At 71.6% G+C, this 26,456-nt stretch carries 28 protein-coding genes; 13 read left to right on the forward strand and 15 right to left on the reverse strand.

Going from position 1 to position 26,456, the window contains the following annotated elements; all coding sequences use genetic code 11:
* Positions 1 to 31 precede the first annotated feature (31 nt).
* The gene (locus EDD90_RS38295; RefSeq protein WP_398928703.1) at positions 32 to 1,180 is read left to right on the forward strand and encodes an endonuclease/exonuclease/phosphatase family protein; all 1,149 of its coding nucleotides are present in this window, start codon (positions 32 to 34) and stop codon (positions 1,178 to 1,180) included.
* A 46-nt stretch (positions 1,181 to 1,226) separates the two neighbouring features.
* On the opposite strand, the gene EDD90_RS38300 is transcribed toward EDD90_RS38295, so the two are convergent.
* The 3 genes from EDD90_RS38300 to EDD90_RS38315 form a co-directional block, all read right to left on the reverse strand.
* Positions 1,227 to 1,751 carry a hypothetical protein gene (locus EDD90_RS38300; RefSeq protein ID WP_123977676.1) on the reverse strand — a complete coding sequence of 175 codons (525 nt, stop codon included), beginning with the start codon at positions 1,749 to 1,751 and terminating at the stop codon, positions 1,227 to 1,229.
* Between the two features lie 402 nt (positions 1,752 to 2,153).
* Positions 2,154 to 2,510 carry a MazG-like family protein gene (locus EDD90_RS38310; protein WP_123977677.1) on the reverse strand — a complete coding sequence of 119 codons (357 nt, stop codon included), beginning with the start codon at positions 2,508 to 2,510 and terminating at the stop codon, positions 2,154 to 2,156.
* A 25-nt stretch (positions 2,511 to 2,535) separates the two neighbouring features.
* The gene (locus tag EDD90_RS38315; protein WP_123977679.1) at positions 2,536 to 3,081 is read right to left on the reverse strand and encodes a DoxX family membrane protein; all 546 of its coding nucleotides are present in this window, start codon (positions 3,079 to 3,081) and stop codon (positions 2,536 to 2,538) included.
* Positions 3,082 to 3,201: 120 nt separating this feature from the next.
* Between EDD90_RS38315 and EDD90_RS38320 the strand changes: the two genes are divergently transcribed.
* Both EDD90_RS38320 and EDD90_RS38325 read left to right on the forward strand, forming a co-directional pair.
* The gene (locus tag EDD90_RS38320) at positions 3,202 to 3,528 is read left to right on the forward strand and encodes a nuclear transport factor 2 family protein (RefSeq protein ID WP_123977681.1); all 327 of its coding nucleotides are present in this window, start codon (positions 3,202 to 3,204) and stop codon (positions 3,526 to 3,528) included.
* A 47-nt stretch (positions 3,529 to 3,575) separates the two neighbouring features.
* Positions 3,576 to 4,562 (forward strand): aldo/keto reductase, encoded by a 987-nt coding sequence (locus EDD90_RS38325; RefSeq protein WP_123977683.1) that lies wholly within the window; start codon positions 3,576 to 3,578, stop codon positions 4,560 to 4,562.
* Positions 4,563 to 4,590: 28 nt separating this feature from the next.
* On the opposite strand, the gene EDD90_RS38330 is transcribed toward EDD90_RS38325, so the two are convergent.
* Both EDD90_RS38330 and EDD90_RS38335 read right to left on the reverse strand, forming a co-directional pair.
* On the reverse strand, positions 4,591 to 5,379 hold the full coding sequence (locus EDD90_RS38330; RefSeq protein WP_123977685.1) for an ABC transporter ATP-binding protein: 789 nt from the start codon (positions 5,377 to 5,379) through the stop codon (positions 4,591 to 4,593).
* Between the two features lie 102 nt (positions 5,380 to 5,481).
* Positions 5,482 to 6,960, reverse strand: coding sequence for an ABC transporter permease (locus EDD90_RS38335; protein WP_123977687.1), 1,479 nt, complete (start codon positions 6,958 to 6,960; stop codon positions 5,482 to 5,484).
* Positions 6,961 to 7,160: 200 nt separating this feature from the next.
* Here EDD90_RS38335 and EDD90_RS38340 point away from each other — a divergent pair, with 200 nt between their 5' ends.
* The gene (locus EDD90_RS38340; protein ID WP_123977688.1) at positions 7,161 to 8,381 is read left to right on the forward strand and encodes a D-alanyl-D-alanine carboxypeptidase family protein; all 1,221 of its coding nucleotides are present in this window, start codon (positions 7,161 to 7,163) and stop codon (positions 8,379 to 8,381) included.
* A gap of 239 nt (positions 8,382 to 8,620) precedes the next feature.
* Here the strand turns inward: EDD90_RS38340 and EDD90_RS38345 are convergent, their stop codons facing one another.
* Both EDD90_RS38345 and EDD90_RS38350 read right to left on the reverse strand, forming a co-directional pair.
* Entirely contained in the window at positions 8,621 to 9,379 is a 759-nt protein-coding gene (locus EDD90_RS38345) for an SDR family oxidoreductase (protein ID WP_123977689.1), read from the reverse strand.
* Between the two features lie 34 nt (positions 9,380 to 9,413).
* Entirely contained in the window at positions 9,414 to 10,412 is a 999-nt protein-coding gene (locus tag EDD90_RS38350; protein ID WP_123977690.1) for a Gfo/Idh/MocA family protein, read from the reverse strand.
* 130 nt (positions 10,413 to 10,542) lie between these two features.
* Between EDD90_RS38350 and EDD90_RS38355 the strand changes: the two genes are divergently transcribed.
* From EDD90_RS38355 to EDD90_RS38370, 4 genes are all read left to right on the forward strand, one after another.
* The gene (locus tag EDD90_RS38355; protein ID WP_123977691.1) at positions 10,543 to 11,880 is read left to right on the forward strand and encodes a multidrug effflux MFS transporter; all 1,338 of its coding nucleotides are present in this window, start codon (positions 10,543 to 10,545) and stop codon (positions 11,878 to 11,880) included.
* On the forward strand, positions 11,820 to 13,013 hold the full coding sequence (locus EDD90_RS38360; RefSeq protein ID WP_123977692.1) for a serine hydrolase: 1,194 nt from the start codon (positions 11,820 to 11,822) through the stop codon (positions 13,011 to 13,013). Before EDD90_RS38355 ends, EDD90_RS38360 begins: the two co-directional genes overlap by 61 nt.
* Positions 13,010 to 14,023 carry a small ribosomal subunit Rsm22 family protein gene (locus tag EDD90_RS38365; RefSeq protein ID WP_185149382.1) on the forward strand — a complete coding sequence of 338 codons (1,014 nt, stop codon included), beginning with the start codon at positions 13,010 to 13,012 and terminating at the stop codon, positions 14,021 to 14,023. Before EDD90_RS38360 ends, EDD90_RS38365 begins: the two co-directional genes overlap by 4 nt.
* A 123-nt stretch (positions 14,024 to 14,146) precedes the next feature.
* On the forward strand, positions 14,147 to 14,890 hold the full coding sequence (locus EDD90_RS38370) for a bifunctional DNA primase/polymerase (RefSeq protein ID WP_123977693.1): 744 nt from the start codon (positions 14,147 to 14,149) through the stop codon (positions 14,888 to 14,890).
* Positions 14,891 to 14,906: 16 nt separating this feature from the next.
* Here EDD90_RS38370 and EDD90_RS38375 read toward each other — a convergent pair whose 3' ends face one another.
* The 4 genes from EDD90_RS38375 to efeO are packed head-to-tail and all read right to left on the reverse strand — an operon-like array spanning position 14,907 to position 19,135.
* On the reverse strand, positions 14,907 to 15,842 hold the full coding sequence (locus tag EDD90_RS38375; protein ID WP_123977694.1) for a hypothetical protein: 936 nt from the start codon (positions 15,840 to 15,842) through the stop codon (positions 14,907 to 14,909).
* Between the two features lie 13 nt (positions 15,843 to 15,855).
* Positions 15,856 to 16,740 carry an iron uptake transporter permease EfeU gene (gene efeU, locus EDD90_RS38380; RefSeq protein WP_123977695.1) on the reverse strand — a complete coding sequence of 295 codons (885 nt, stop codon included), beginning with the start codon at positions 16,738 to 16,740 and terminating at the stop codon, positions 15,856 to 15,858.
* A 3-nt stretch (positions 16,741 to 16,743) separates the two neighbouring features.
* Positions 16,744 to 17,988, reverse strand: coding sequence for an iron uptake transporter deferrochelatase/peroxidase subunit (efeB, locus tag EDD90_RS38385; protein WP_123977696.1), 1,245 nt, complete (start codon positions 17,986 to 17,988; stop codon positions 16,744 to 16,746).
* 10 nt (positions 17,989 to 17,998) lie between these two features.
* On the reverse strand, positions 17,999 to 19,135 hold the full coding sequence (gene efeO, locus EDD90_RS38390; protein WP_123977697.1) for an iron uptake system protein EfeO: 1,137 nt from the start codon (positions 19,133 to 19,135) through the stop codon (positions 17,999 to 18,001).
* Positions 19,136 to 19,344: 209 nt separating this feature from the next.
* Here efeO and EDD90_RS38395 point away from each other — a divergent pair, with 209 nt between their 5' ends.
* Positions 19,345 to 20,046, forward strand: a complete 702-nt coding sequence (locus EDD90_RS38395; RefSeq protein ID WP_123977698.1) for a PhzF family phenazine biosynthesis protein — start codon at positions 19,345 to 19,347, stop codon at positions 20,044 to 20,046.
* Here EDD90_RS38395 and EDD90_RS38400 read toward each other — a convergent pair.
* From EDD90_RS38400 to EDD90_RS38410, 3 genes are all read right to left on the reverse strand, one after another.
* Positions 20,007 to 20,186 (reverse strand): hypothetical protein, encoded by a 180-nt coding sequence (locus EDD90_RS38400; RefSeq protein WP_123977699.1) that lies wholly within the window; start codon positions 20,184 to 20,186, stop codon positions 20,007 to 20,009. The two genes, EDD90_RS38395 and EDD90_RS38400, sit on opposite strands and share 40 nt — an antisense overlap.
* 108 nt (positions 20,187 to 20,294) lie before the next feature.
* The gene (npdG, locus tag EDD90_RS38405; protein WP_123977700.1) at positions 20,295 to 21,014 is read right to left on the reverse strand and encodes an NADPH-dependent F420 reductase; all 720 of its coding nucleotides are present in this window, start codon (positions 21,012 to 21,014) and stop codon (positions 20,295 to 20,297) included.
* 37 nt (positions 21,015 to 21,051) lie between these two features.
* The gene (locus EDD90_RS38410; protein WP_123977701.1) at positions 21,052 to 22,131 is read right to left on the reverse strand and encodes an exo-alpha-sialidase; all 1,080 of its coding nucleotides are present in this window, start codon (positions 22,129 to 22,131) and stop codon (positions 21,052 to 21,054) included.
* 80 nt (positions 22,132 to 22,211) lie between these two features.
* Between EDD90_RS38410 and EDD90_RS38415 the strand changes: the two genes are divergently transcribed.
* Positions 22,212 to 22,811: a hypothetical protein gene (locus EDD90_RS38415; RefSeq protein ID WP_123977702.1), complete on the forward strand. Its 600-nt coding sequence runs from the start codon at positions 22,212 to 22,214 to the stop codon at positions 22,809 to 22,811.
* A 389-nt stretch (positions 22,812 to 23,200) separates the two neighbouring features.
* Positions 23,201 to 24,478: an MFS transporter gene (locus EDD90_RS38420; protein ID WP_123977703.1), complete on the forward strand. Its 1,278-nt coding sequence runs from the start codon at positions 23,201 to 23,203 to the stop codon at positions 24,476 to 24,478.
* A gap of 20 nt (positions 24,479 to 24,498) precedes the next feature.
* Here EDD90_RS38420 and EDD90_RS38425 read toward each other — a convergent pair whose 3' ends face one another.
* Positions 24,499 to 24,732, reverse strand: coding sequence for a hypothetical protein (locus tag EDD90_RS38425; RefSeq protein WP_123977704.1), 234 nt, complete (start codon positions 24,730 to 24,732; stop codon positions 24,499 to 24,501).
* 58 nt (positions 24,733 to 24,790) lie between these two features.
* Here EDD90_RS38425 and map point away from each other — a divergent pair, with 58 nt between their 5' ends.
* Together map and EDD90_RS38435 are read left to right on the forward strand one after the other, a co-directional pair.
* The gene (gene map, locus EDD90_RS38430) at positions 24,791 to 25,648 is read left to right on the forward strand and encodes a type I methionyl aminopeptidase (RefSeq protein ID WP_123977705.1); all 858 of its coding nucleotides are present in this window, start codon (positions 24,791 to 24,793) and stop codon (positions 25,646 to 25,648) included.
* A gap of 136 nt (positions 25,649 to 25,784) precedes the next feature.
* Positions 25,785 to 26,432 (forward strand): heme oxygenase (biliverdin-producing), encoded by a 648-nt coding sequence (locus EDD90_RS38435; RefSeq protein WP_123977706.1) that lies wholly within the window; start codon positions 25,785 to 25,787, stop codon positions 26,430 to 26,432.
* The last annotated feature ends 24 nt before the right edge of the window (positions 26,433 to 26,456 follow it).

The raw sequence follows: 26,456 nt of genomic DNA on the forward strand, positions 1-26,456 counted from the left end.
CGGCACCGCCTTGACTGGCCGCATGAATCAAGTGACCGGCAGTGAACGAGGTCGGACGGTACTGCCGCCGGACACGGCCGAGACGGGTCAGGAGGACACCGGCCGCAGCGGTTCCGGGACCGGTTCCGGGGCCGGTCCCGGAACCCGGCGCGCGCATATCCGCAGGGTGACCGGCCGCGCGCACATCCGCGAGGGGATCCGCCGCGCCACCCGGCCGGAGCCCTGGAAGCGCGGCCCGGTGCCGGCCGCGCTGGCGCTGCTGCTCGGGCTGCTGATGCTGCTGCACGCGCGGATCACGGACCGCGGGGGCCTCGGCAGCCTGGTGGAGAGCCTCCTGCCGTGGTTCGGCCTGTTCGTCCCGGTGCTGCTGGCTGTGGCGCTCTGGCGCCGCTCCGCCTCCGCGGTGGCCGCGCTGCTGCTGCCGGTGACGATGTGGCTGAACCTCTTCGGGGGGCTGCTCGTCGACAAGTCCCACCCGGGCGGCGACCTCACCGTGGTCAGCCACAACGTCAGCGCCGACAACCCCGACCCGGCCGGTACCGCCCGCGACCTGGCCGCCTCCGGGGCGGACCTGCTGGCGCTGGAGGAGATCACCCCGCAGGCCCGGAGCGGGTACGAGAAGGCGCTGGCGAAGCCGTACCCGTACCACACGGTGCTGGGCACGGTCGGACTGTGGAGCAGGCTGCCGCTGTCGGACACCCGGCCGGTCGACATCGAGACGGACTACGGGCCGCTGGCGGCCACCAAGCCGGCCGACGTCAAGCTGGCCTACAACCGGGCGCTGCGCGCGACCGTCACCACGGACAAGGGGCCGCTCGCGGTGTACGTGGCCCACCTGGGGTCCGTACGCGTGCTGCCCAGCAGCGGCTTCTGGACGGAGAGCCGGGACCGCGGCGCGAAGGCGCTCGCCGAGGCCGTCGCCGCCGAGCCGGAGCAGCGGACGGTACTGCTCGGCGACCTGAACGGCACCACGGACGACCGCGCGTTCGCCGGCCTCACCGCGCGGCTGCGCTCGGCCCAGGAGACGGCCGGGGACGGCTTCGGCTTCAGCTGGCCGGCGACGTTCCCGGTGGCACGGATCGACCAGATCCTGGTCCGCGGTGTGCGGCCGGACAGCTCGTGGGTGCTGCCGGCCACCGGCAGTGATCATCTGCCGGTGGCGGCCCGCATCAGCTGGTGACCAACGCGTCGAGCCTACGGATCCGCCCCGCCCGCCGTCTCAGGCTTCAGCTCAGGTCCCGGCAGATCGGCCGCAGTACGTGCCCGGCGGAGCAGAACCATTCCGCCAGCCCCGCCGTGCTGGAGGGATGGACGCCGAGCCGGTGGGCCGGGCAGGTGGGCCATACCGTCCAGCCCGGGTAGGCCACGTAGGTCTGGACGCCGTCGGCCGCCTCGGCGAGGACGCCCTGCGCGTCGACCGAGAAGATGTGGGTGCCCTCCACCGAGATCTTGCCCAGGCTGTACGGGAGGCCGGGCTCCATCACGTCGATGACGATGTCGGGTGCCCGATGCCCGGCGGCGCGGATGTCCCGTATCAGCGCGGCCACGGATGACTCCGCCAGGAGAGTGCGGCGCGCCATGACATGCGGGGCCAGATGTGCGGTGGTCATCTCCCCGTTGTCGCGGAAGAGGGAGTACAGCCACTCGCCGACGGCCGGATCCCGGTGGAAGGGGTTGAAGTGCACCTCGATGTCGTCGCGCAGGCGCGTCAGCCAGCGCGTGAACGCGTGGCGGTACTGGTCGTCCGGCAAGTCGGCTCTCCTGGGGCTTTGCGCACAGCGCCGGTCCGGACAGCTGGCAGGGGGTGCGATTCCAGGACCGCCGCCGACCGCCGTCGCACCCCGCCCCACAGGAGCCCCGCCGTGCCCGACCCCGCACCTGTCAACGAGCAGTTGATGGCCCGTCTCGACGGTCACACCCGGACCTTCGAGACGCTCTTCGCGGAGTACTTCGACTCTCTGGGCGGCGCGCTCGACACACCGCCGTTCAGCCGCTTCACCCCCGAATGCCTGGGGCTGCTGCGGGAGTTGTCCCTGCGGGGCGGCAAGCGGATCCGGGTGATGATCCTCAACGAGGCGGCGCGGCTGGTACCCAGGCCGTGGCATACGCGATCAGGACCGGCATCTTCTGAACCCGGGCCGCCGGGACCGGCGTTACGGCGCGGCCGGGCCCAGGGGGCGTTCGGTCACCCGTGTCAGGTGGCGGGCGAACACCCCCTCCGCGTCCGGGGTCAGCGTCCGCAGTGCCACCAGCGCCGTGATCGCCACGTCGCACAGCTCGCCCTGTACGTCCTCCCAGGTGTGGGTGACGCCCTTGCGGGGGTTCTGGCCGGTCGCGCCGATCACCGCCTGGGCGACCTCGCCGACTTCTTCGGAGAGTTTGAGGATGCGCAGCAGCACGCCCTCGGGTCCGGCGTGCCTACGGGTCGCCTCCAGGCGGGACCAGAGTTCGTCGACGGCCGGCCACAGGGCCACGGGGGGCGCGATGTTGGGGGTGTTCTGTTCGCTCATGGACCGTAGCCTGTCCCACTCGCCGCTACTCCTCGAACAGCGCCTCCTGCTCCCCCTCCTTCTCCCTCCGCACCCGCCGGTTCCGCGCCCCGATCACCACCGCCGTCACCGCCGCCGTCACGCCCAGCGCCGCCGGGACCATCCAGCCCCGGTCGAAGACATGGCCGCACGCGTGGTCCAGGGAGAGCCGGCCGGGACCCGAGACGGCCAGCCCCGCCGCGGCCAGGCCCAGGGTCGCCGCGTACTCGTAACCGCCCTCCTGGGCGAAGAACCCGTTCGGCACGTTCAGCGCCGCCGCGCCCGCCATCGCCCCGGCCGCCGCGGCACCCGCCGACGGGGTCGCCAGGCCCAGTGCCAGCAGCGTTCCTCCGCCGGCCTCCGCCAGCCCCGCCGCCATCGCGCTCTGCTTCCCGGGCACGTACCCGACCGACTCCATGAACTGGCCCGTGCCCTCGATCCCACCCCCGCCGAACCAGCCGAACAGCTTCTGCGCGCCGTGCGCGGCCAGCACCCCGCCGGTCCCCAGCCGGAGCAGCAGCAGGCCCACATCGCGTCGGTCGTAGCAGGTCACGGCGGCTCCTCGGGCGACGGGTGCGATCAGGCCTCCACCGTCGCACCGGGACACCCGGGTGGCCCGTCCTCGCCGCCGTTCGGGTGGCGGGCCTTTGGCCGCGGTGTGAGGCTGGCTGGCATGACGATCAAGACAGCCAAACTCAGCGACCCGGCCGTCCGGGCCTTCGTCACCGCGGTCAACGCCCACGACCGGGAAGCCTTCCTGCACCTTCTCGCGCCCGACGCGACCATGGCGGACGACGGGTCCGACCGTGACCTCGCCGACTGGATCGACCGCGAGATCTTCTCCTCCAACGGTCACATGGACGTCGAGAACGAGACCGACAAGGGCCGCTCCCTCGTCGCCCGCTACCGCAACGACGCCTGGGGCGAGATGCGCACCCGGTGGACCTTCACCGTCGAGGACGACGGGCGGATCTCCCGCTTCGAGACCGGCCAGGCCTGACAACTCCCTTGTCTTCGTGTGCGCTTCAACTCCTAGCGTCCACAGGTATGGAAACCGACAGCACCACCAGGACCCTGGGACGTTCCGGCATCCGCGTCAGTGCGCTCGGCTTCGGCTGCTGGGCCATCGGCGGTGAGTGGCAGGACGCGGCCGGGCAGCCGCTCGGCTGGGGGAAGGTCGACGACGAGGAGTCCGTGCGGGCGATCCACCGCGCCCTCGACCTCGGCGTCACCTTCTTCGACACCGCCGACACCTATGGCACCGGGCACAGCGAGCGCATCCTCGGCCGTGCCCTCGGCAAGCGGCGGGACGACGTCGTCGTCGCCACCAAGTGGGGCAACGTCTTCGACGAGGAGAGCCGTACCCTCACCGGCCGCGACGACTCCCCGGCCCATGTCCGCCGCGCCCTCACCGCCTCCCTGCGCCGCCTCGGCACCGACCACGTCGACCTCTACCAGCTCCACATTTCCGACGCCGACCCGGCCCGCGCCGCCGAACTCCGCGATGCCTGCGAAGAGTTGGTCGGCGAGGGGCTGATCCGGGCCTACGGCTGGAGCACCGACGACCCCGTCCGCGCCGCCGTCTTCGCCGAGGGGCCGCACTGCACGGCCGTCCAGCACACCCTCAACGTGCTCCAGGACGCGCCTGAACTCATCGCCCTGAGCGAGGAGTTGGAACTCGCCGCCATCAACCGCAGCCCACTGGCCATGGGGTTGCTCGCCGGACGGCGGGCGGGGGCCGCGGCCGGGGACATCCGCAGCAGGCCGCCGGCCTGGCTGCCCGGGTTCGGGGCCGGGGCCGGGGCCGACCCCGAGTGGCTCGACCGGATCGACGCCGTGCGGGAGATCCTCACCAGCGGCGGGCGGACCCTCGCGCAGGGCGCTCTCGCCTGGATCTGGGCGCGCAGCCCGCGCACGGTCCCCATCCCCGGCTTCCGGTCCGTCGCCCAGGCGGAGGACAACGCCGGCGCGATGGCGAAGGGGCCGCTCACCGCCGAGCAGCTGGCCGGGATCGACCAGCTCCTCGGGCGGTGAGCGGCCCCGGGCCGCTCCCTGCCGACGGTCAGTAGCCCTGGCCACCGCCGTACTGCTGCTGTACGTAGGGCTGCTGGCCGTACGCCGCCTGCTGCGGCCCGCCGTCCTGCCCCGCCGCCTGCTGTGCGAACCGCTGTCCGTCGCCCTGCTCGGTGAGGGTGATCTGGCCGGCCTTGATGGTGGCCAGGCGCGGGGCGCGGCGGGCGATGGAGGAGTCGTGGGTGACCATGATGAAGGTCAGCCCGTACTCGTGCCACAGCCCCTCCAGCAGGGCCATGATGTCGTCGCGGGTGCCCTCGTCGAGGTTGCCGGTGGGTTCGTCGGCGAGCAGCACCTTCGGCTTCTTCACCAGCGCGCGGGCGATCGCTACGCGCTGCTGCTGGCCGCCGGAGAGCTCGGCGGGGGCGTGCCCGAGGCGCTCGCCGAGACCGACCGAGCGCAGCGCCTCGGCGGCCCGCTCACGGCGCTCGGCGGGCTTGACGCCGAGTGGGACGAGGGCCGTCTCCACGTTCTCCTGGGCCGTCAGCGTCGGGATGAGGTTGAACGACTGGAAGATGATGCCGATCTTCTCGGCGCGCAGCCGGGTCAGCTTGGTCTCGCTGATCCGGGCGAGGTCCTCGCCGTCCAGTTCGACGCTGCCGTCGGTCGGCCGGTCGAGACCGCCGATCATCTGCAGCAGCGTCGACTTGCCGCCGCCGGTCGGGCCCTGGATGACGAGCTGGTCGCCGTCCTCGATGGTCAGGTCGATGCCGCGCAGCGCCTCGACCGTCTCCTTGCCCCGCGTGTAGCGCTTGGTGACACCGGTGAGTCTGTACATGGGTTCTCCACAGGGTGGTAAGGCCGCAGGTGGTAAGGGGGGGTGGGGCGCCGCGTCCCGGGGGGAACGGAGGCGGCGCCCCGGCTCGGGGGTGCTCCGGTGCTACGAGACGCTGCGCAGGGCGTCGGCCGGGCGCATCCGGGAGGCGCGCCAGCCGCCCATCGCGCCGGCGATCAGACCGCCGGCGACCGCGAGGCCGACCGCGAGGGCGATGGTGGTGAGGGAGACGGGCGCGGTCAGCGCGATCTCCAGGGTGTTCTGGGTGGACTGCTGGCCGGGACCGCCGCCGCCCGGGCCGCCGCCCATGCCGCCACCGCCGCCGGTGGAGCCCATCTGGGCGGTGAGCTTGGGGCTGATCGCGGTGACCGCGTAGGCCGCGCCGACACCGAGGGCGATACCGAGGGCGCCGCCGATCAGGCCGTTCACCATGGACTCGCCGACGACCTGGCGGGTCACCTTGCGGCTCGGCCAGCCGAGGGCCTTCAGGGTGCCGAACTCACGGACCCGGCGGGAGACCGCGGAGGAGGTCAGCAGGGCCGCCACCAGGAAGGCCGCCGCGAGGACCGCGATGGACAGCCACTTGCCGACGCTGGTGGCGAGGCTGGAGGCGGTGGAGAGGGAGCCGGAGACGGTGGACGCCAGGTCGGCGGAGGTGGTGACCGTCGTACCGGAGATGTTGGACTGGATCTCCTTCTTCACGGTGGAGATCTGCTTGGAGTCGGTCGCCTTGACGTAGATCGTGGTGACCTCGTTCTTGGCGTCGCCCAGCGTCTGCGCCAGCTTCAGCGGGATGAACAGGTCGGTGGTGGACTCGCTGCTGTCCGGGGTGGCGATGCCGATGATCGTGAACTTGGTGCCGGAGATCTTGAACGTCGAGCCGACCTTGTACTTCTTCTCCTTGGCGTACGACTTGCTGACCACCGCGACCTTGGTGCCGGTCTGCGAGGAGGTGAAGGTCCTGCCCGAGGTGATCTTCATCGAGGCCAGCGGGCCGAGGCCCTGGTGGGCGACGTCGACGCCGACCACGGAGTAGCTGTTGACGTTGAAGTTGGCGCCGCCGCCCTGGACCTGCGGCTGGCCGCCGCCCGAGCTGCTGCCGCTGCCGCCGCCCGGCTGCCCCTGGCCGCTGCTGCTGTTGCTGCTGCTGCCCGTGGTGGTCTTCGCCTTGCCCTGGGTGAAGGAGCCGTCGACCTTGGTGACGTTCAGGGAGAGCGCTCCGACCGCGTTCTCCACGCCCTTCTGCGAGGCGACCTTTGTCACAAGGGAGGACTTCAGGGCCTGACCGCCCTGAGTCATCACCCGGTCCGAGCTCTGCTTGGTGCTGCTGCTGGACTTGGCGCCGAACTTGAAGCTCGGGCCGCCGGAGCTGCCCGAGGTGGGCGCGGACTGGGCCTTGGTCACCGTCATGTCGGTGCCGAGGCCGTAGAGCGACTGGAGGACCTTGTCCTGCGCCTTGGACATGCCGGCCGACACCGAGCTGACCGTGATGACCAGCGCGATTCCGAGCGCCAGACCCAGTGCGATGACGAGGGCCGCCTTCTTTCTACGGCCCAGCTCGCGCTTGAGATAGATGCCAAACATCCCGTTCCTCGCAGGTTCTTGGCGCCCGCTGTGGGCGCCGCATCAAGCTAGGGAGAAACCTTTGAGTCGCACTGAGTAAAGGATGTGTCAGAGCTGAGAAAACGGGCACTCTTATCAAACTTTCATAAGACAGCAAATTCCTATCTCGTCGAGTGGGTCCTCCCAGGAAACCGCTGTTGGATGCGGTGTACGGTCCCGGGATGCGCGATTCCTCTCGGCTGACCCGGCGTGCCGCCCTCGGACTGACGGCCGCCGCTCTTCCCCTGGCCGCAGCGTCCCCTGCCTCGGCCGCCACCACCGTGGTGGGCGGCGAGCGGCTGGCCCGCGGCGGGATACAGGTGCGCGGCGCCACCGGCCTCCCCAAGAAGATCACCGCCCAGGCCTGGCTGCTGGCCGACTGCGACAGCGGAGAGGTGCTCGCCTCCTACAACGCGCACCGGCGGCTGCCGCCCGCCTCCACCCTGAAGATGCTGTTCGCGGACACCGTGCTGAAGAAGTTCGAGCGCAGCGGGCGCTACACGGTCAAGGACTCCGACATCTCCGACGTCCCGTCCGGCTCCAGCCTGGTCGGCATCAAGCCCGGCATCACCTACACCGTCGAGCAGCTGTGGCAGGGCGTCTTCCTGCGCTCCGGCAACGACGCCGTGCACGTCCTGTCCCACATGAACGGCGGCCTCGCCAAGACCGTCGCCGAGATGCAGGCCAAGGCGGTCGACCTGCAGGCCCTCGACACCCATGTAGTCAGCCCGGACGGCTTCGACCACAAGGGCCAGGTGTCGTCGGCGTACGACCTGACCCTCTTCGCCCGGCACGGACTGAAGGACGAGGAATTCCGGGGCTACTGCGGGACGAGGACCGCGGACTTCCCGGCGGGCGGCAAGAAGACATTCCAGATCCAGAACACCGACCGCCTGCTCACCGGCGCCTGGGGCCTCGGCGTCTACAAGGGCCTGATCGGCGTCAAGAACGGCTACACCAGCCACGCGGGCAACACCTTCACCGGCGCCGCGACCCGGGGCGGCCGCACCCTGCTGGTCACCGTGATGCACCCCGCCGCCGGCAGCAACGCCGTCTACGAGCAGACCGCCGCGCTGCTCGACTGGGGCTTCGGGAACGGGAGCTCGGCGCAGTCGGTGGGGCTGCTGGTCGACCCGCTGAGCGAGGGCGGGGCGAGCGCGAGCGCGTCGCCGTCGAAGGGGGCCGCCGGGGCGTCCGGGATGTCGGCGGCCGCTGCGGGATCGTCCAAGCCGTCGCCGTGGCGGCTCGCGGAGGGCGGGGCGGGGACGCTCGCGCTGCTCGGCGCGGGGGCCTGGGCGCTGCGCCGCCGCCGGCGGACGGCCGTTGCAGCCGCTGCCACCGCTGCCGAACCCGACTCGCGCGACCCGAGGGTCTCCGACCCGGGTGACACGCCGGCCGGCTGACGTCACGCGGCAGCCGTCCCACCCACCGGTGCGTACCCGCGGTCCCACGCGGGTCCACCCCCACCCGGTCCGGTGGAACGGCTGCCGCCTCCCCCCTCGGTGTGGTCGGCGGAATGCCAGAGCTCCAAGTGTGAAGTTCTGGTGGAGAAGAGTCGAGCATAGGCTTCTTACCGGCCGCAATACCTCGGACGTCTGAATTCCGCTTGTGCAGGTTGCGAAGGTCCGGACTGAACGGGGGTTCAGCCCCGGCCCACGTACGGCATCGCCGTCGCCAGCACCGTCGCGAACTGCACGTTCGCCTCCAGCGGCAGCTCGGCCATGTGCCGCACGGTCCGCGCCACGTCGGCGACGTCCATCACGGGTTCGGGGGCGAGCTCCCCGTTGGCCTGGAGCGCACCGGTCTGCATCCGGGACGTCATGTCGGTGGCCGCGTTGCCGATGTCGATCTGCCCGACCGCGATGCCGTACGGCCGCCCGTCCAGGGACAGCGACTTGGTCAGGCCGGTCAGTGCGTGCTTGGTCGCGGTGTAGGCGACGGAGTGCGGGCGGGGCGTGTGCGCCGAGACGGACCCGTTGTTGATGATCCGCCCGCCCCGCGGGTCCTGCTCCTTCATCTGCCGGTACGCCGCCTGCGCGCACAGGAACGCCCCGTTGAGGTTGGTGTCCACGACATGCCGCCAGGCGTCGTAGGGCAGGTCCTCGACGGGCACCCCGCCGGGCCCGAAGGTCCCCGCGTTGTTGAAGAGCAGGTCCACCCGCCCGAACCGCGCCACGGCCGCCGCGAACAGCCCGTCGACGTCCTCCGGCCTCGCCACGTCCGTGCGTACGGCGACGGAGGCGCCGTCCGGCACCAGCGCTGCCGTCTCTTCCAGCGGCCCCGGGCGCCGCCCGGCCAGCGCCACCGACCAGCCGGTTCGCAACAGCTCCACGGCGACGGCCCGCCCGATCCCGGAACCGGCGCCGGTGACCACCGCGATCTTCGATTGCTTGGCATCCATGGGGCCGCACCCTATGGAGTGCGGCCGGGTCAGGTCACGCTTCCCCGGGGTAGCGCACGCCGATCTGCCCCCGAAGGGTGTCCAGGGTGCGCATGACCGCGAGGGTGCCGTCCAGCGGGACGAGCGGGGACTCCTTCTCGCCGGCGCGCAGTGCCCGCATCACCTCCCGGGCCTCGTGGCGCAGGGTGTTGCGCGGGCCGTCGGCCGGGTCCATGACGAACTCCTCCGGGTCGCGGCCGTCGCGGTGCAGCACGAAGCGCTCGGGGTGGAAGAAGCCGTCCGGGATGTCGATCCGGCCGTGCGAGCCGGTGATCGAGGCACTGGTGCCGGTACCGCCGACGATGGAGCAGTGCACCATTGCGAGAGCGCCGCTCTCCCAGGAGAGCAGTGCACCCGTCTGGAGATCGACGCCCTCCTCCGAGAGCACCGCTCGCGCCGACATTCCGTCGGGTTCACCGAGCAGCAGGTGCGCGAACGACACCGGGTACACCCCCAGGTCGAGCAGCGCGCCCCCGCCCAGCGCCGGGTCCCGCAGCCGGTGCGCGGGCGGGAACGGGCCCTCCAGTCCGAAGTCGGCCTGAACGGTCCGCACCGCCCCGATCGCCCCGTCCGCGACCAGCGCCGTCAGCCGCCGCACCAGCGGGTTGCAGTACGTCCACATCGCCTCCATCAGGAAGCGGTCGTGCTCCTTCGCCAGTGCGACGAGTTCCTCGGCCTCACGGCCGTTGACCGTGAACGCCTTCTCGCACAGCACGTTCCGCCCCGTCTCCAGGCAGAGCCCGGCGGCCGCCCGGTGCGCCGAGTGCGGAGTGGCGACGTAGACGACATCGATGTCCTCGTCCCGGGCCAGTGACTCCCAGTCGCCGTACGCCCGCCCGATCCCGAACCGCTCGGCGAACGCCTCCGCCGACGCGGCCGTCCGCGAGGCCACCGCGACGATCTCCGCGTCCGGCAGATCGACCAGGTCCGCCGCGAACGCGGCCGCGATCCCGCCCGTCGCCAGGATCCCCCACCGCACGCTCTGCTCCGCCATCCCGGCCGCCCCACCCTCGCTCGTGTGTCTCCAGGCAGTCTGTACGAGCTGAGAGCATAGGCGGCGGACATCCGGGTTCACCAAGCAAGGGAATCAGCGCATGCGAGAGACACGGAGAGAGTGAGGGGCAATGCCCGAGCAGCCGGCGCCGCCGACATCGGACACACAGGACACCGCCGTACCCCGTAGGACCGCCACCCCCATCCCCATCCCCACCCCCGCCGTCGTGCCTTCCGCCCGCCGCACCGGCCTCCTCCTCGTCCTGATCCTCGGCGGCCTCACCGCGACACCCCCGCTGGCGATGGACATGTACCTCCCGTCCCTGCCGGAGGTCACCCGCTCCCTGCACGCCCCCGCCGCGACCGTCCAGCTCACCCTCACCGCCTGCCTCGCCGGAATGGCCCTCGGCCAGCTGGCCGTCGGCCCGATGAGCGACCGCTGGGGCCGTCGCCGCCCGCTGCTGGCCGGCCTCGCCGTCTACATCGTCGCCACCGCCCTGTGCGCCCTCGCGCCGGACGTCGGGACCCTGGTCGCCTTCCGCCTCGTCCAGGGCCTCGCGGGCGCGGCCGGCATCGTCATCGCACGGGCCGTCGTGCGCGACCTCTACGACGGGGACGCCATGGCCCGCTTCTTCTCCACCCTGATGCTGGTCTCCGGAGCCGCCCCGATCATCGCCCCGCTCATCGGCGGGCAGATCCTGCGGGTCACGCAGTGGCGGGGCGTCTTCGTCGTCCTGACCGTCGTCGGCGCGGTGCTCGCCGCGCTGGTCTGGGCGAGGCTCCCGGAGACCCTGCCGCCGGCCGACCGGCACGCCGGGGGAGCGGCCGGCGCCGTACACGCCATGCGTACGCTGCTCGCCGACCTCCCCTTCACCGGCTACATGCTCTCCGGCGGCTTCGCCTTCGCGGCGCTGTTCGCCTACATATCCGCGTCCCCGTACGTCATCCAACTGATCTACGGCGCCTCCCCGCAGACCTTCAGCCTGCTCTTCGGGCTCAACTCGGTCGGGCTGGTGATCGCCGGGCAGGTCAACGGCAAGGTGCTGGTCGGCCGGGTCAGCCTGGACAAGGTGCTGGGCGTGGGCCTGGTGGTGACCGTCCTCGCCTCGACGGCGCTGCTGCTGATGACCACCGGCGCCCTCGGCCCGGTCGGACTCGCCCCCGTCGCCGCCGCCCTCTTCGTGCTGATGTCCGCGATGGGCTTCACCCTCCCCAACGCCCAGTCCCTCGCCCTGCTGCGCACCCGGCACGCCGCCGGTTCCGCGTCCGCGCTGCTCGGCACCTCGTCGTTCCTGGTCGGCGCGGTCGCCTCGCCGCTGGTCGGGATCGCCGGGGAGAGAACCGCCGTGCCCATGGCGATCGTCCAACTGGCAGGGACACTGGTGGCGCTGGCCTGCTTCATGGGAATGTGCCGTCCCTGGGCTGCGCGTGGGAACACACGTGCGGGGACGGAGGGAGCGGAGCACTGAGCGTACCGAGACTGCGCGTCGAGACACCCGAACGGGCCGGGCTCGACCCCGCGGAACTCAGGCACCTCGTCCGCGATGTGCGCGACCTCACCGCCGGTGAGCGGCCCTGGGCGGCCGGAGCCGTCGTGGTCGCCGGTCGCGGGCCGGTGATCGCCGTGCAGGAGGCGGCCGGCTGGGCGGTGCGCTGGTCCGCGTACGACCCCGAAACCGACGCCGGTGTCGAACTGCCGCCCGCCGCCCGGGTCCCGATGACCGTCGACACCCCCTTCGACCTGGCCTCCCTCACCAAGCTCTTCACCGCGGTCGCCGCCGTGCAGCAGCTGGAACGCGGCACCCTCGGCATAGACGCCCGCGTCGGCGCCTACCTCCCCGACTTCCACGCGGCCGCCGCCCACGGCATCACCGTCCGCCAGCTCCTCACCCACACCTCCGGCCTGCGCCCCGAACTCCCGCTGTACGACTGCCCGGACGACACGGCCCGCCTGGAGCTGCTGCGCGCCGAGGCACCGAGCAGCGCACCCGGCGCGTACCGCTACTCCGACCTGAACATGCTTTTCCTCCAGTACGTCCTGGAGCGCATCACCGGCCGCACCCTGGACGTCCTCGTCCGCGAGGGCATCACCCGCCCCCTCGGCATGACCGCCACCGACTTCGGCCCCTGCCCCGGTGCGGCGGCGACCGAGGACCAGCGGCGCCCGTGGGCCAAGGCGGACCGCGGGATGCTGCGGGGTGTGGTGCACGACGAGAACGCCTGGGCGCTGGGCGGGGTCGCCGGGCACGCGGGCCTGTTCTCCACGGCCGGGGACCTGGCGGTCTTCTGCCGCGCGCTGCTCGCGGGCGGCGCGTACGGCCCCGCGCGCATCCTCGGCCCCGACTTCGTGGACCTGCTGCTGGCCCCGCCCGGTCTGGGGTTCCTGGTGGACCAGCAGTGGTTCATGGGCGACCTGGCGGGTCGGGGCGCGGCCGGCCACACCGGGTTCACGGGGACCTGCCTGGTCCTGGACCGGGCGACGGACACGTTCCTCGTGCTGCTGGCCAACGCCGTGCATCCGCGGCGGCGGCCCGGCGACAGCGCGCCCCGGGCGGCAGCGGCGACCCGCCTCGCCCGGGCTGTCCATACAATCGCCGGGTGAACCACCCCGCAGCCCCCGGCTCCGTGTCCCCGGCGGACCAGCTCCGTGCCACGCTCTCGGCCCTTCTCGACGGCCTGCCCCCGAAGCAGGCCGCCGGAGCCGTCGACCGGCTGATCGCCACATACCGGGGGGCCACCCCGACCGACGCGCCGATCCTGCGGGACCGGGCGGACGTGGTCGCGTACGCGGCGTACCGGATGCCGGCCACCTTCGAGGCGGTACGGGCGGCGCTGGCGGCCTTCGCCGACGCGGTGCCGGAGGGCTGGGCGCCGGGCAGCCATGTGGACGTCGGCGGCGGGACGGGCGCGGCCACCTGGGCGGTGACCGACACCTGGGGCGGGGTGCGGCCGGTGACGGTCCTCGACTGGGCCGAGCCCGCGCTGGCCCTCGGCCGGGAGATCGCCGCGGCGAACCCCGCACTGCGGGAGGCGGAGTGGCGGCGCTCTCGGATCGGAGCGGCGCTCACCATCGAGAGCACTGATCTCGTCACGGTGTCGTACGTCCTCAACGAACTCGACGAGGCCGACCGGGCGACCCTCGTCGACACCGCCGCGGCGGCCGCCCGGGCGGTGGTGATCGTCGAGGCCGGCACACCGGCGGGCTACGCCCGGATCATCGAGGCCCGCGACCGCCTGATCGCCGCCGGCCTCCACATCGCGGCCCCCTGCCCGCACAGCGCCGCCTGCCCGATCACCGCCGGCACGGACTGGTGCCACTTCTCGGCCCGGGTCAGCCGCTCCTCCCTGCACCGCCAGGTCAAGGGCGGCTCGCTGCCCTACGAGGACGAGAAGTTCAGCTATGTGGCCGCCACCCGCCTCCCGGTCGCCCCGGCACCGGCCCGGGTGGTCCGGCGGCCGCAGATCCGCAAGGGACAGGTGCTCCTCGACCTGTGCGAGGCCGACGAGCAGTTGCGCCGCACGACGGTCACCAAGCGCCACGGCGACCTCTACAAGGCGGCGCGGGACGCGGACTGGGGGGATGCGTGGCCGCCGTTCGATTCGCAATCGTGAGCCCCTCCAACCCCCGCAAGCTCCTCTCGCCCCCGCGAGACCCCCTTGCCCCCCGTACCCCCCTTCGCACCCAGATGGGACCATAAGGCATGCTGGCGGGACCACAGCGAGGCGAGGCGATAGATGAGCGCGACGTTCGGCGGCCGTAGCGGCCGGCAGGGCAAACTCACCCGGTGGCTGCTCGGACGGCGCCCGAAGGAGGCCGCCGCAACCGACGACGAAGGCCGTGCGGCCCTGCTGCTCGCCGCCGCCGAAGCGGGCCTCCCGCTGGCCCCCGCCGCGCACCCGGCCCCTGGCTACGGTTGCTCCTGCGACCGTGTCGGCTGCCCGACCCCCGCCCGGCACCCGGTGTCCTTCGCCTGGCAGACGCAGTCCACCTCCGACCGCGCCCAGATCGAGCGCTGGGCCCGGCACCAGCCGCACGCCAACTTCATCACCGCGACCGGTATGACCCACGACGTCCTCGACGTCCCCCTGGAGGCCGGCCGGCAGGCGCTGGAGCGGTTGCTCGCGAACGGCGTCGAGGTCGGTCCCGTCGCCGAGAGCGACGACGGCCGGATGTTCTTCTTCACCCTCACCCGGGGCACCCCCGAGGACGAGGACGAGTGGTGGCCCTGCGAGCTGGACTGCCGCCCCGAGACCATGGACGAGCACCCGGGCCTGCGCTGGCACTGCCGGGGGTCGTACGTCCTCGTACCGCCCGCCCGGCTGCCCGGCGACGACGACCGGCGGGTGCACTGGGTGCGCGGCCCGGAGCATGCGCTGCCCGACCCGCTGAGCCTTCTGGAGACCCTCACCGATGCCTGCGCCCGGCACGCCGGCGAGGAGCCCGACCAGGCGGGCGCCACCTGGCCCCTGCGGCACTAGGCCGTCACGACCCCGCCTACGACCCCTGCGCGGAGGTGAGGCCCTGGATGCGCCCCAGGATCGAGACCTTCCCGGTGCCCGCCGGGTCCAGCGCGACCTGGTTGGAGACGAACTGCATGGTCAGCGACTGCTTGACCTCACCCTTGGTGAGGGCCTTGACGTCCTGGTTCGGCGTCGGCACGGAGGTGCCCGCGGCCGCGGTCTGCTTGGCGTAGTAGCGGGTGGTGAAGAACACCAGCGCCCCGCCGTCGGCGGTGCGCAGCGCGAGCGGCGCGTAGTCGCCGTTGGTGAGCGCCTCGTCGATGTACTGGGTCGCCAGGCCCGGCTTGGTCGACTTCCTGCGGTCCGTGCGCCAGCCGCTGGTGTGCGCGCCGTCCGCGAACACCGAACCGCCGTTCTTCAGGTACGTGGCGTAGTCGTGGCTCAAGTCACCGGGGGATGCGGCCAGTTGGGCGCTGTTCGCCGGGACCGCCTCGGCCCACCCGGCCTTGTCGGTCTTGAACTTCGGTATGTCGTCCGGGGCGACCAGGGTCAGATACGCCACCTGGAACGGCTCGGAGAGGCTGTTGCGGGTGAAGACCAGCAGCCAGCGCTCGTCGCCGCCCTTGTTGCCGTGCGCGTCGGCGACGAACCAGCGCGGCCAGCCGGCCTTCTTGGGGATGGTGTACTTGACGTCGTCGAACTCCAGTGCCGAGTGGCCGGAGTTGCCGGCCGGGCTGTTGGCGTGCCCGGCCTTCAGGCGCGCGGAGTCGATGTCGGCGAGGGCGCCGGTCGTGTAGTCCGCGTCCAGGGAGGCGTTGTAGGCCTTGTCGGCCTTGTTGTACGCGGCCGTGAACTGCTCCAGCGCCTTGGCGGCCTCGGCGCGGGTGGTGGCGGGGAGCACCTCGCGCTCCCCGTGCACCACCACGCATCCGCTCGCCGTCATCGACATGGCGGTCAACGAGACCGCCATGAGTACCTTTCGGTCACGCCTGCGGAGCCTTCGAGGGCCGCGATCCCTGGTCGTCAGGTGCGTCATCAGGTGCCTTCACCTTCCCCTTCCCGGAGGCGAACCCTACCGGGGCGAAGAAGAGTACGAGCGTCGGGACCAGGTAGAGCAGCCACACCGTGACCTGAAGCACGGTCGGGTCCGGCTGGAAGTTGAACACGCCCTTCAGCAGCGTCCCGTACCAGCTGTCCGGCGGAATGGTGTCGCTGATGTCGAAGGCCTGGTTCGTCAGCCCCGGGATCCAGTCGGCCTCCTGGAGGTCGTGGAAGCCGTATGCCAGCACGCCCGCCGCGACCACGACCAGCATGCCGCCGGTCCAGGTGAAGAACTTGGCGAGGTTGATCTTCAGCGCACCCCGGTAGAACAGCCAGCCGAGGAACACGGCGGTGGCGAGGCCGAGGGCGGCGCCGACGAGCGGACGCGGGGTGCCGTCGCCGGCCGCGTGCACGGACGCCCACACGAACAGGGCGGTCTCGAGCCCCTCACGGCCGACGGCCAGGAACGCGGTGGCGACCAGTGCGCCCGTGCCCATCGCCAGGGCCGCGTCCAGCTTGCCGTGCAGCTCCGACTTGAGGTGCCGGGCGGTGCGCCGCATCCAGAACACCATCCAGGTCACCAGGCCCACGGCGACGACGGACAGCGACCCGCCGAGCGCCTCCTGCGCCTTGAACGTCAGTTCCTGGGAGCCGAATTCGAGCACGCACCCGAAGCCCATCGCGATCAGCACCGCCACGGCGATGCCGGTCCAGATCGGCTTCAGGGCGTCCGTGCGCCCGGTCTTGACCAGATAGGCGATGAGGATGCAGACGACGAGCGAGGCCTCAAGACCCTCCCGCAGCCCGATCAGGTAGTTGGAGAACAATGCTCACGCCCCCTCGGAAAACAGTGCTCGGCCCCACCAGTCGTCCTTGTCCCGGACGCCGGGCGGGACGGCGAAGACGGCCGAACCCACATGCTGGATGTACTCGTTGAGCGCGTCGGACGCGGACAGCCTGCGCTGCAGCGGGATGAACCCCTTGCGCACGTCCCGCATGTAGGCCAGGAAGAACAGCCCCGCGTCGAGCCGCCCGAGCCCGTCGGTGCCGTCCGTGAAGGAGTAACCCCGGCGCAGGATGGTGATCCCGCCGTTGGAGTCGGGGTGCGCGAGGCGGACATGGGCGTCGGGCTTCATGGCCTTCAGGAACGGCTCGTCGTGCTCCTTGGCCTTGCCGACCGGAGCGCCCTCGCCCTTGTCCCGCCCGAAGACGTCCTCCTGTTCCTGGAGCGAAGTCCGGTCCCAGGTCTCGATGTTCATACGGATCCGCCGGGCGACGAGATACGACCCTCCCGTCATCCACGCGGACCCGTCCCCCTCCGCGGCCCACACGAACTTCTCCAGCCGGCCGGTCTCGGTCCCCGCGATGTTGCGGGTGCCGTCCTTGAACCCCATGAGGTTGCGCGGGGTCTGGGCGTCCGGGGTGGTCGACGAGGTCTTCCCGAAGCCGAGTTGGGACCAGCGGATGGCGACCTTGCCGAAGCCGATCCGGGCGAGGTTGCGGATGGCGTGCACGGCGACCTGCGGATCGTCGGCACAGGCCTGGATGCAGAGGTCGCCGCCGGTACGGGACCTGTCGAGGTTGTCCCCGGGGAACTTCGGCAGATCGACGAGCGCGGCCGGCCGCCGCCCGCCGAGCCCGAACCTCTCGAAGAAGGACGGCCCGAAGCCGATCGTCAGCGTCAGCCGGGACGGCCTGAGCCCGAGGGCCTCACCGGTGTCGTCCGGCGGCGCCTCGGCGAGCCCGCCGTACGCGCCCTCGCCGACCGCCTGCCCGGCGGTCATCCGCCGGGCCGCGGCCGTCCAGTCCTTCAGCAGCTGCACGAACTCGGCCCGGTCTTCGGTCTTCACGTCGAACGCGGCGAAGTGCAGCCGGTCCTGGACGGGCGTGGCGATGCCGGCCTGGTGGGCGCCGTGGAACTCGACCGCGCCACCGGTCTCGGCGGCGGCCGGGTCCAGGTCGTCGCCGGCCTGGGCCATCGCCACCGCGCCCCCGGCCACGGCGGCCCCGAGCGCGAGCCCGGCCCCGCCCCAGCCGATGAGCGCCCGACGCGAGGGAGTGACTTTCTCGCTCATGTCCCGTCCCCTACTTGACCACGGCCGCGGCGAGCTTCGACAGCGGCTCCGCCAGGGCGTTGACCGCGTCGGACAGCTCCTTGCGCTGCTCCTTGGTCACCTTGTCGTAGGACACGAAGTCGTACGACGCCTTGTCCGCGCGGTACTTGTCGAGGAGCGTGTCCAGCGCGGCGAACTGCTTGTCGAGTTCGGCCGTCAGCGCCGGGTCGTTCTTCGAGGCGACCGGCTTCAGCAGCTCGTACGCCTTCTGGGCGCCCTCGACATTGGCCTTGAAGTCGACCAGGTCGGTGTGGGAGTAGCGGTCCTCCTCGCCGGTGACCTTGCCGGTGGCGACCTCGTCGAGCAGTTCCTTGGCGCCGTTGGCCATGGAGGTCGGGGTGATCTCGGCCTTGCCGACCCGCTTCTGCCAGTCCTTCAGGTCGGTGACGAGCTGATCGGCGAGCGTCTTCTCCGTCTCACCGATCTTCTTGTCCGCCCACAGGGCCTTCTCCAGCCGGTGCCAGCCGGTCCACTTCTGGCCTTCCTCCAGGCCGTCGGCGCGGGTGTCGGTCTTCGGGTCGATGTCACCGAAGGACTCGGCGATCGGCTCGGTGCGCTCCCAGCCGAGCCGCGAGGGGGAGTACGCCTGCTGCGCGGCCGCCAGGTCACCGGCCTTGACGGCCTTGGCGAAGGTCTCGGCGAGCGGGACGGTGGCGTCGGCCTGCTCCTGTGCGTACTCGCGGTAGTCGGCGACGGCCTTGTCGAGCGTCGGGTTGCGCTTGGCGACGGTGCCGGAGCCGGTGACGGTCAGCTTCTGCCGGACGCCGTGGCCCTTCATACCGGGCCGGCAGGCTATCTCGTACGACCCGGCCTTCACCTCGGCGGTGAGCGTGTACTTGGTCCCCGGCCCGACGTTCTCCTTCTCGGAGACGATCCGGTCGTCCGGGAAGAGGATCTCGACCTCGGTGGCCTTGGAGCCCTTGTTCTCGATGGCGAGCGTGACATGCCCGGCCGGGACCGACTTCGTCGACGTCTCGCACCTGGAGTCGGCGGCGGTGACCTGGATCGCGTCGCCGCCCTTGCCGTCGCTCTTCGCCGTGCAGGCCGAGAGGGCGGTCAGGGCGGCCGCGGTGGCGGCGGCGGTGACGGTGAGTCGGACGGCACGCATGCAGGCTCCAAGCGAGGACGGTGTGGTGAGGCTTGCCTAACTTACCTGAGGCTTACCTCACTCTTACCCGCGCGGGTCGTGATTCACCGGATACAGAAAGATCACAGACACGGCTTGATGTCGACGGCTCAAAACGCACGTCAAGAGATAGTAAAGGAGCGGTCAAGGGGCGTGTCCCGGCGGCCCGCCGCGAGTGCTTCAATGCCGGAGTGACTGACTACGACGTGCTGCGTGTCTTCTGCGCGGCGAACGGCGGATACGGCAACGAGCTCGGCGTCGTCCGCGACGGCTCCGTGCTGCCCGAGCGCGAGGACCGGCAGGCGCTGGCGGCGAAGCTCGGATTCAGCGAGACCGTGTTCGTGGACGACCCCGAGCGCGGGATCGTCGACATCTACACCCCCACCCTGCGCCTGCCCTTCGCCGGGCATCCCTGCGTCGGCACGGCCTGGCTGCTGGACGTGCCCGAACTGGTCACCCCGGCCGGAGTGGTCGGCGCCCGCCTGGACGGGGAGTTCAGCTGGATCGAGGCGCTCCCGGAGTGGGCCCCGCCGCGCACCCTGCGCCAGTACGCCACCGCCGCCGAGGTCGACGCCCTGCCGGTGCCGCCGCCGGGGGAGTGGATCTACGCATGGGCGTGGGAGGACGAGTCGGCGGGCCGGGTCCGCGCCCGCGCCTTCCCGGGCCGCGACGACGGCATAGGCGAGGACGAGGCGACCGGCGCGGCGGCGCTGCTCCTCACCGACCTGCTGGGCCGGGCCCTGAACATCACCCAGGGCAAGGGCTCGCAGATCCTCACGGCACCGCAGCCCTACGGCTGGGTGGAGATCGGCGGGCGGGTCCTCCTGGAAGGCCCGGAGAAGCAGCCGGGAGGTCAGCCGGCGGACTTCTCGGTACGGCCGCGCTTCACGTAGTACCAGGTCATGTTGGACGACAGGCCCGTCAGCAGCACCCAGACCACGCCCATCAGCCAGCTGCCCTGCACGAAGGAGATGACGGCGGCGGCGACGGCGAGAACGCAGACGGCCAGGGCGTAGAGGGCGAGGCGGGGCATAGAAGTCGCTTTCGAATCGGTCGGATCGGTCCGGATCGGTCGGATCGGTCCGGATCGGTCGGATCAGTCGGGGACACTGGTGGCCGCCCACCAGTGTCCCCCATCCGCTCAGACGTCCGTGACGCGGAGCCCGGCGTGTGCCTTGTAGCGGCGGTTGACCGAGATCAGGTTCGCGACCAGGGACTCCACCTGGTGCGCGTTGCGCAGCCGCCCCGCGAAGACACCGCGCATCCCGGGGATGCGCCCGGCCAGCGCCTGCACGATCTCCACGTCCGCCCGCACCTCGCCCAGCACCATCACATCGGTGTCGATCTCATCGATCTCCGGGTCCTGGAGCAGCACGGCCGAGAGGTGATGGAACGCGGCAGTGACCCGCGAGTCAGGCAGCAGTGCCGCGGCCTGCTCCGCCGCGCTGCCCTCCTCCGGCTTGAGCGCGTAGGCGCCCTGCTTGTCGAAGCCGAGCGGGTTGACGCAGTCCACGACCAGCTTGCCGGCCAGTTCCCCGCGCAGCGACTCCAGCGTCTTGCCGTGCCCGTCCCACGGCACGGCGACGATCACGATGTCGCTGCGGCGTGCACACTCGGCGTTGTCGGCGCCCTCGATGCCGTGACCGAGCTCGTCGGCGGCGGCCTGCGCGCGCTCGGCGGCCCGGGAGCCGATGATCACCTTCTGGCCGGCCCGGGCCAGCCGGTAGGCGAGGCCCTTGCCCTGCGGGCCGGTGCCGCCGAGCACACCCACGACCAGGCCGGAGACGTCGGGCAGGTCCCAGGGGTCCTTGGCGGGGGCCTTCGCGGCCGTCGGCTGCTGTGCACTGTCGGTAGAGGTCATGGGCCGACTCTACGTCCGCGCCGACGGCCGCAACCGGTCAGGTGAGGCGGTTCACCGGCACCCGTCGGAACGTGATCGTCGTGTACGCGCTGAAGTCACCGGTCTCGTAAAGGAGTCCCACGGTGGCCGCGTCGATCCGGGTCAGATCGGAGTAGGCGGCGGGCAGCCCGTCCACGGTGTACACGGGCCGCCAGGTGGTACCGCCGTCGGCGGAGGCGCGGATCGTCATCAGGGCGCGGCTCGCCGGATCGCCCGGCCCGGAGTAGAGCAGCACGTCCGGGTCGCGGAGTTGCAGCACGCCGGCCTCGCAGACGGGGGCGGCGAGCCCGGCCTGCGGCCGGAACGGCTTCACGAGCGTCCGCCCGCCGTCCGCCGAGTGCGCGTCGGCCCGGTTGCCGGGGGCGGGGGAGTCGTTGCGGGTATTGAAGTAGACCCGTCCGTCCGGGAGTTCGGCCGCGGTGGTCTCGTTGACGTTGATGTATCCGTCGGTGTTCTCGTCGACGTACCCGAGGTACCAGGTCTCCCCGCGGTCGTCACTGAGCAGGCAGTGCCCGCTGTTGTACTTCCCCTCGGTCCCGTTGTCGGTCCCGGCCGGCGGCAGGGAGTGGTTGCCCGGTACGACGACCCGCCCGGACCGCAACTGCAGGCCATGCCCGGGGGTGGTGGCGTACCACCGCCACCCGGCCCTCTTCACGGACTTGGTGATCTCCTTCGGGGCGGACCAGGTCACCCCGTCGTCGTCACTGTGCTGCACCCACACCCGCCGCCCGTCGGCGTCCGGCACCTGCCCGCGCAGGATGGCGTCCTCGGTGGCGGAGGCGGCGCTGCGGACATGGACGAGCAGGATCCGGCCGGTGTCGAGGACGACGGGGGCGGGGTTGCCGGCGAGATCGGCGCCGTTGCTCGCGGCGACCTGCAGCGGCCCCCAGGTACGCCCGCCGTCCCCCGACCGCTTCAGTACGACGGCGATATGCCCGTGGTCCGCGGCGGAGTTCACTCTCCCCTCGCAGAAGGCGAGCACGGTGCCCGTCCGGGACACCACCACGGCCGGGATCCGGAAACTGGCGTAGCCCTCTTCGCCCCCGCGAAAGGGAATGCTTGCTTCTAGGTCGCTCATGGGCCGGGTTCTCCCCGGTTCGGACGAATTCCGGGTGAACTCCGCGTCACGAGTGACCGATTGCGGCAGTATGCGATGACATGGACGCTGTGCGGGTCGCATTGTTGCGCGAAGTGCTCGCCGGGACCGAGTGGTTGGGGGCGACGCGGAGATTTGCGGGTGCGCTGCGGGGCTCGGTGGTCACACACGGCGGCGGACTGCTTCTGCTCGGCACCCCGGAGTACGAGCCGTGGCATCTCGCCGCGCATCTGGTGGACGAGGCGGCGTGGTCCGGTACGCCGGAACTGGCGCCGACGCTCGTACGACACGACGCGCGCCCCACCGACCCGGCGCACCTCGCGGTCGGCCCCGGCCGTATCGAGGCGGCCCGCCGGGGCGAGACGCTCCTGGTCGTGGCGCCGGGCGAGTCGGTACCCCTCCTGGACCACGTCCACGCGGCCCGCAGGGCCGGGGTGACGGTCCTGGCGCTCTCCACCACCGCCGACGACGCGCTGACCACGATGGCCCACGAGACGCTCACGGTCCCGGAGGGCGCGGAGCTGGACCTGGACACGGTCCAGCACCTGGTGAGCGCGGCGACCGGCGAGAACGGTCCGTCCCCCCGCGGCCGCCGCCGCTTCAGGGACTGCCTGGCCCGCCTGGCGGAAGCGGTAACGGCCCCGCCGCCGACCCCCTGGTGACTTGCCCGCCCACCCACCCGACTCGCCCGGTCAACTGCCTTCGGCAGCACGGAGGGAGGGTGGGGAGGCGTCGGCCGCGACGGAAGGGTGGGGGAAGAAAGCCGGGACCCGAGGCCACGGATGTCGGCTGCGGGCGCGCAGTTCCCCGCGCCCCTGAAGGGGCGCTACAGCAACGCGCTCTGAAGGGGCGCGGGGAACTGCGCGACCAGCCCCCACCGGGCTGCACCGGATCCAGTTGCCCCCGGCGCCCCGAGGCCCCCGGCCGTTCGCCCCTATGCTGGTCGAGTTGGCTCCGCCCGACTCCTCACCTCGCCTCCCCACCAACCGAGTCGGGTGGGTGGGCGAAAAACGTTTGCCGGTGCCGAGCGCAGCGTTCAGCATGGGGCGGCGTGAGACGTCTGCTTCCCGACCTCGCTCCCTGGCACGCCTCCCTCGACTTCCGGCGGCTGTGGGTCTCCGGGCTCGTCAGCAACTTCGGGAGTTTCCTGACGTTCGTCGCGCTCCCCGTGCAGATCAAGGACCTCACCGGGTCCGCGGCCGCCGTAGGAGCCGTCGGCGCCGTCGAGTTGCTGCCGCTCATCCTCTTCGGGCTGTACGGCGGCGCCCTCGCCGACGCCCTCGACAAGCGCACGCTGATCGTCTGGACCGAGGCCGGTCAGGGGCTGCTCAGCGCGGGACTGCTGGTCAACGCCCTGCTGCCGCACCCCGCCGTATGGCCGCTGTACGCCGTCGCCGCCCTCTCCGCCGCCCTCGGGTCGGTCCAGCGCCCGGCCCTCGACTCGCTCTGGCCCAGGATCGTCGCCCACGACGACCTCCCGGCCGCGGCGGCCCTCAACTCGTTCCGCTGGACGGTCGGCGGCGTGGCGGGCCCGGCCGTCGCCGGCCTGGTCGTGGCGTACGCGGGACTCGGCTGGGCGTACGGCGCCGACCTCGTCACGTTCCTGGTCTCCGTCGTCCTGATCGTCCCCATCGCCGCGTCCCCCGCCTCCCACGAGGCCGCGAAACCCTCCCTCCGCTCCATCGCCGAGGGCGCCCGCTACGCCTGGAGCCGCAAGGAACTCCTCGGCACCTACGCCGTCGACCTCGCGGCGATGTTCCTGGCGATGCCGCTCGCCGTACTCCCGTTCCTGGCCGACGAGTTGCACGCGGAGTGGTCCCTGGGGCTGATGTACGCGAGCGTCCCGGCCGGGGCGCTCCTCGTGAGCCTCGTCAGCGGATGGACGTCCCGCGTGCACCGGCACGGGCGGATGGTGGTGCTGTCCGCCGCGCTGTGGGGCCTCGCGATCGCCGCCGCCGGCGCCGTGGCGAACGTATGGCTGGTGCTGCTCTTCCTCGTCGTCGCCGGCGGCTGCGACATGGTCAGCGGGATCTTCCGCGGCATCATGTGGAACCAGACGATCCCCGACGAGCTGCGCGGCCGCCTCGCCGGGATCGAGCTGCTGTCGTACTCCGTGGGCCCGACCCTCGGCCAGGTCAGGGCCGGCGGCATGGCCGGCTGGCTGGGCGTACGGGCGTCCGTGGGTGCGGGCGGCCTGCTGTGCACGGGTACGGTCGGCCTGCTGGCCCTGTGCCTGCCCGCCCTGATGTCGTACGACGCGCGGACCGACGAACACGCCGTACGACTGCGCGCCCAGCGGATGGCCGCCGCGGCCCCCACCCAGTCCTGATCAGGCCGGATCGGTCCTGATCAGTCCTCTTCCGAGGAGTCACCCGCCGGCGCGTCGTGCCACCGCGGATCGTTCTCCCACTGGAGGTTGCGCTCCCGCGCGATCTCCATCGCGTGCTCGGCCTCCGCACGGGTGGCGTAAGGGCCGAACCGGTCCTTGGCGGGGCACTCGGGACCCTCCTCGACCTTCTTGTGCTGCAGGCAGTAGTACCACTCGCCCGCCTTCGCGACGGTCCGCTTCTTGAACAGGGCCATGACCGGCTCCTTTCGCCATCCACATGTTCCCCCATGCCCGCTGGTTAGACTCGCTGGCATGTCTGGCCAGTCGCTGCTCGTACCAGGGGAGCTCTCTCCCACCCGTTCGGTACCCGGAAACATCCGCCGCCCCGAGTACGTCGGTAAACCCGCGCCGACCCCGTACACCGGGCCCGAGGTGCAGACCCCGGAGACCATCGAGGCGATGCGGATCGCCGGCCGTATCGCCGCGCAGGCGATGGCCGAGGCCGCGAGGCTCATCGCGCCGGGTGTGACCACCGATCAGCTCGACAAGGTCGCGCACGACTACATGTGCGACCACGGGGCCTACCCGTCCACGCTCGGCTACCGGGGCTTCCCCAAGTCCCTGTGCACCAGCGTCAACGAGGTGATCTGCCACGGCATTCCGGACACGACGGTGCTCCAGGACGGTGACATCGTCAACCTGGACGTGACCGCGTACATCGGCGGGGTGCACGGCGACAACAACGCGACCTACCTGGTCGGTGACGTGGACGAGGAGAGCCGGCTGCTGGTCGAGCGGACCCGGGAGTCCCTCGACCGCGCGATCAAGGCGGTCAAGCCGGGCCGGCAGATCAACATCATCGGCCGGGTCATCGAGTCGTACGCCAAGCGCTTCGGGTACGGGGTGGTGCGTGACTTCACGGGGCACGGGATCAACTCGTCGTTCCACTCCGGCCTGATCATCCCGCACTACGACAGCCCGCACGCGACGACCGTGATGCACCCCGGGATGACCTTCACCATCGAGCCGATGCTGACGCTCGGGACGTACGAGTACGACATGTGGGACGACGGCTGGACCGTCGTCACCAAGGACCGCAAGCGGACCGCGCAGTTCGAGCACACGCTGGTGGTGACCGACACCGGCGCGGACATCCTCACCCTGCCGTAGCGGTCCCGTGACCCCGCCCCCTGCCGGGGCGGGGCTTTTCTTGTACGCTTTTACCGACAGACTGTCGGTAACTTTACCGACGAAGCGTCGGCAAGAACGTTGACTTAGGTAAGCCTTACCTTGGAGGGTGTTGCCCATGGACTCGTTCTCGACACTCATCCGCACCGCGTCCCACGAGCAGCATGTGGCGGCGGAGACCTCGACGTTCATGAGCGACCTGCTCGGCGGCCGGCTGGGGATGGAGGCGTACACGCGCTACACCGAGCAGCTGTGGTTCGTGTACGACGCCCTGGAGGACGGCACCATGCGGCTGGCGTCGGATCCGGTGGCGGGGCCCTTCGTACAGCCCGAGCTGTTCCGGCTGGCGGCGCTGGAGCGGGACCTCGCGCATCTGCGCGGGCCCGGGTGGCGGACGGGGCTCACGGCGCTGCCGGCGACGGAGGCGTACGCGGCACGGGTGCGGGAGTGTGCGCAGGGGTGGCCCGGCGGCTATGTCGCCCACCACTACACCCGCTACCTCGGCGACCTCTCCGGCGGCCAGATCATCCGCGACCGGGCGGAGCGGACCTGGGGTTTCGAGCGGAAGGGCGACGGCGTCCGCTTCTACGTCTTCGAGGACATCGCCAACCCGGCCGCCTTCAAGCGGGGTTACCGCGAACTCCTCGACGCGGTGGATGCCGACGACCTGGAGAAGCAGCGCGTCGTGGCCGAGTGCAGGCGCGCGTTCGCCCTGAACACCGCGGTGTTCAGGGCGCTGGGCGAGGAGTTCCCGCTGTCGGCGTGAGGGGCGCCTGAAGGGCGCCTCGGG

The organism is Streptomyces sp. Ag109_O5-1 (genome assembly GCF_003814875.1).
In the GTDB taxonomy this organism is placed as follows: Bacteria; Actinomycetota; Actinomycetes; order Streptomycetales; family Streptomycetaceae; genus Streptomyces; species Streptomyces sasae.

Excerpts from the sequence above, each read along its gene's own strand:
- EDD90_RS38375 (WP_123977694.1), bottom strand. The coding sequence starts at position 15,842 with ATGGCGGTCTCGTTGACCGCCATGTCGATGACGGCGAGCGGATGCGTG.
- map (WP_123977705.1), top strand. The coding sequence starts at position 24,791 with ATGTCTGGCCAGTCGCTGCTCGTACCAGGGGAGCTCTCTCCCACCCGT.
- efeB (WP_123977696.1), bottom strand. The coding sequence starts at position 17,988 with ATGAGCGAGAAAGTCACTCCCTCGCGTCGGGCGCTCATCGGCTGGGGC.
- EDD90_RS38400 (WP_123977699.1), bottom strand. The coding sequence starts at position 20,186 with ATGCCCCGCCTCGCCCTCTACGCCCTGGCCGTCTGCGTTCTCGCCGTC.
- efeO (WP_123977697.1), bottom strand. The coding sequence starts at position 19,135 with ATGCGTGCCGTCCGACTCACCGTCACCGCCGCCGCCACCGCGGCCGCC.
- EDD90_RS38350 (WP_123977690.1), bottom strand. The coding sequence starts at position 10,412 with ATGGCGGAGCAGAGCGTGCGGTGGGGGATCCTGGCGACGGGCGGGATC.
- EDD90_RS38435 (WP_123977706.1), top strand. The coding sequence starts at position 25,785 with ATGGACTCGTTCTCGACACTCATCCGCACCGCGTCCCACGAGCAGCAT.
- EDD90_RS38355 (WP_123977691.1), top strand. The coding sequence starts at position 10,543 with ATGCCCGAGCAGCCGGCGCCGCCGACATCGGACACACAGGACACCGCC.
- EDD90_RS38335 (WP_123977687.1), bottom strand. The coding sequence starts at position 6,960 with ATGTTTGGCATCTATCTCAAGCGCGAGCTGGGCCGTAGAAAGAAGGCG.
- EDD90_RS38370 (WP_123977693.1), top strand. The coding sequence starts at position 14,147 with ATGAGCGCGACGTTCGGCGGCCGTAGCGGCCGGCAGGGCAAACTCACC.
- npdG (WP_123977700.1), bottom strand. The coding sequence starts at position 21,014 with ATGACCTCTACCGACAGTGCACAGCAGCCGACGGCCGCGAAGGCCCCC.
- EDD90_RS38320 (WP_123977681.1), top strand. The coding sequence starts at position 3,202 with ATGACGATCAAGACAGCCAAACTCAGCGACCCGGCCGTCCGGGCCTTC.
- EDD90_RS38310 (WP_123977677.1), bottom strand. The coding sequence starts at position 2,510 with ATGAGCGAACAGAACACCCCCAACATCGCGCCCCCCGTGGCCCTGTGG.
- EDD90_RS38330 (WP_123977685.1), bottom strand. The coding sequence starts at position 5,379 with ATGTACAGACTCACCGGTGTCACCAAGCGCTACACGCGGGGCAAGGAG.
- EDD90_RS38425 (WP_123977704.1), bottom strand. The coding sequence starts at position 24,732 with ATGGCCCTGTTCAAGAAGCGGACCGTCGCGAAGGCGGGCGAGTGGTAC.
- EDD90_RS38415 (WP_123977702.1), top strand. The coding sequence starts at position 22,212 with ATGGACGCTGTGCGGGTCGCATTGTTGCGCGAAGTGCTCGCCGGGACC.
- EDD90_RS38410 (WP_123977701.1), bottom strand. The coding sequence starts at position 22,131 with ATGAGCGACCTAGAAGCAAGCATTCCCTTTCGCGGGGGCGAAGAGGGC.
- EDD90_RS38340 (WP_123977688.1), top strand. The coding sequence starts at position 7,161 with ATGCGCGATTCCTCTCGGCTGACCCGGCGTGCCGCCCTCGGACTGACG.
- EDD90_RS38325 (WP_123977683.1), top strand. The coding sequence starts at position 3,576 with ATGGAAACCGACAGCACCACCAGGACCCTGGGACGTTCCGGCATCCGC.
- EDD90_RS38345 (WP_123977689.1), bottom strand. The coding sequence starts at position 9,379 with ATGGATGCCAAGCAATCGAAGATCGCGGTGGTCACCGGCGCCGGTTCC.